The following is a 760-nucleotide window of genomic DNA, read 5'->3' as shown; positions in this document are numbered from 1 at the left end:
GAGCGTGGGCAGTTGCTTGAGGAGCAGTTGCCCAATGGTGGGATCAAGCGTTATCGCTATGACGATCTGGGGCGACAGATTGCGCGTGAGGATGAGCATGGCGCGCTGACCCAGTACCAGTGGAACGACGTTGGGCGGTTAGTCCAGGTCGTCTTGCCGAGCGGCGACACGCGTAAATATACCTACAACGCTTACGGAAAAATCACCGCCGAACGCGACGAACAGGGCCACGTCACCCGCTACGAATACGCCGACGGCCTGCACCTGATCAGCCGACGCATCAATGCCGATGGCACCCAGGTCAAGTACCGCTACGACAACGCGCGGTTACTGCTGACCGAGATCGAAAACGAGGTGGGCGAGACCTACCGGCTCCAGTACCACAACAACGGCCTGATCCAGCAGGAAATCGGCTTTGACGGTCAGCGCACGGCGTACGTATACGACCTCAACGGCAACCTTCAGGAAAAGACCGAACACGGCGATGACGGCAGTCAGCTGGTTACCCGTTACCAGCGCGATCATGCCGGACGCCTGATCAGAAAAACCCTGCCCGATGGCAATACCGTCGATTACACCTACGACCGCCAGGGCAATCTCTTAGGCGTCGAAGACGGCCACTGGTCACTGGCCTACGAGTACGACAGCCAAAACCGCCTCACCGCCGAACACCAAGGCTGGGGCACCCTGCGCTACGGCTACGACGCCTGTGGTCACCTGCAAAACCTGCGCCTGCCGGACAACAACCGCCTCACCTTCA

Annotated in this window: 1 pseudogene; it reads left to right on the top strand. The window is 59.7% G+C overall.

Features of this window, described 5'->3' with window-relative positions:
* Positions 1 to 760: pseudogene (locus BFN10_RS19095) on the top strand (type IV secretion protein Rhs); the annotation flags it as partial.

This window comes from Pseudomonas extremorientalis, assembly GCF_001870465.1.
GTDB classification, from domain to species: Bacteria; Pseudomonadota; Gammaproteobacteria; order Pseudomonadales; family Pseudomonadaceae; genus Aquipseudomonas; species Aquipseudomonas extremorientalis.
This window is presented reverse-complemented; position numbering and strand designations above follow the sequence as displayed.